Origin of the sequence: Streptomyces sp. NPDC058664 (genome assembly GCF_042716635.1) — a bacterium.
Classification (GTDB): domain Bacteria; phylum Actinomycetota; class Actinomycetes; order Streptomycetales; family Streptomycetaceae; genus Streptomyces.
In genome coordinates, this window is sequence record NZ_JBHXRW010000212.1 from 1 (window position 1) to 1395 (window position 1395).

The 1395-nt window shown below is 65.6% G+C and carries 1 pseudogene; it reads right to left on the bottom strand.

Features of this window, described 5'->3' with window-relative positions:
* Positions 1-27: 27 nt before the first annotated feature.
* Positions 28-1256 (bottom strand): annotated as a pseudogene (locus ACFWUY_RS41645) (IS256 family transposase).
* Between the last annotated feature and the right edge of the window lie 139 nt (positions 1257-1395).

A 1395-nucleotide genomic window follows, 5' to 3' on the forward strand; every position in this document is an offset into this window, starting at 1 on the left:
CAGGGATCTTGTGTAAGTCGCTTGGTGTCATTGGATGCTGAGCCGGTCTTCGAAGAAGAGTGAGAACTGGTTCAGCGCCTCTTTCCAGTGTGCGGCGACGTGGTTCGCGTCGCGCGCTTTCGGGTTGATCTGCTCGCGGATCGCAAGATAGAGCACCTTCAACGCGGCCTGTTCCGAGGGGAAGTGGCCGCGGTTGCGGGTGGCTTTACGGAGCCGCGAGTTGATCGATTCGACCATGTTCGTGGAGTAGACCACCGTCCTTATGGCTGGCGGGAACGCCAGGTAGGAAGTGAACTCCGGCCAGGCCGATCGCCAGGTCCGTACGATCGCTGGGTAGCGTTCGCCCAGGTCAGAGGCCTCGAACAGATCGATGGCCTGCGCTGCGGCTGCTTCAGTGGGGGCCGTGTAGATGGCTTTCTGGGCCGGCACCAGCTTGGGGTGGTCCTTCGACGACGACAGCCTGAGCGAGGCCCTGGTCAGGTGGATCACACACGTTTGGACGGTTGCTTTGGGCCAGGTCGCGGTGACCGTGTCGGGCAGGCCCTTCAGGCCGTCGCAGGCGACGATGCAGACGTCCTCGATGCCGCGGTTGCGCAGCTCCGACAGCACCGCCATCCAGGTGGTGGCGCCCTCGCCCTGGGAGCCGACCCACAGGCCCAGGACGTCCTTGCGGCCGTCCATGTCGACGCCGACGGCCAGGTAGACCGGCTTCGAGGTCACGGATCCGGACCGGATCTTCACCCACCGAGCGTCGATGTAGATGATCGGCCAGACCGCGTCGAGGGGTCGGTTCTGCCAGGTCACGAGCTCGTCGATCACCGCGTCGGTGACCTTGCTGATCAGGTCGGGGCTGACCTCGACACCGTAGATCTGGGCGAGGTGAGAGCGGATGTCGCGCACGTTCATCCCGCGGGCGTAGAGCGAGAGGATCCGGTCGTTGAATCCGGCCAGCCGACGGGCGTTCTTCGGCACCAGTCGGGGTTCGAACTCGCCGTTGCGGTCCCGGGGAACTGCCAGAGCGATCGCGCCGGCATCGGTCAGGACGGTCTTGGGTGAGGTCCCGTTGCGGGAGCTCCCCGAGCCGTGACCAGCGCGATCACCTCGCTGGTAGCCGAGGTGTTCGCTCATCTCGCGGTTTCCAGGGCGTGCTCCAGGACGGCCTTGGTGATCTCTGTCAGCAGCCCGCCCTCACCGAGCAGGGCCGCCCCCGAGGCATCAGCCTTGTCGAGCAACCGCTCGGCAACCTCGTCGACCATCGCGTCACTCGCCGCGGCCGCGGCCGCTTCGTCTTTGTCTGCCATGACTCGTCCGATCCGCCTGGCCCACAGGCCCGAGGCCGAGCCCCGGGCCAGGCTGTCACATCACGGACTTACACGATCTTTCAGACACACTCGC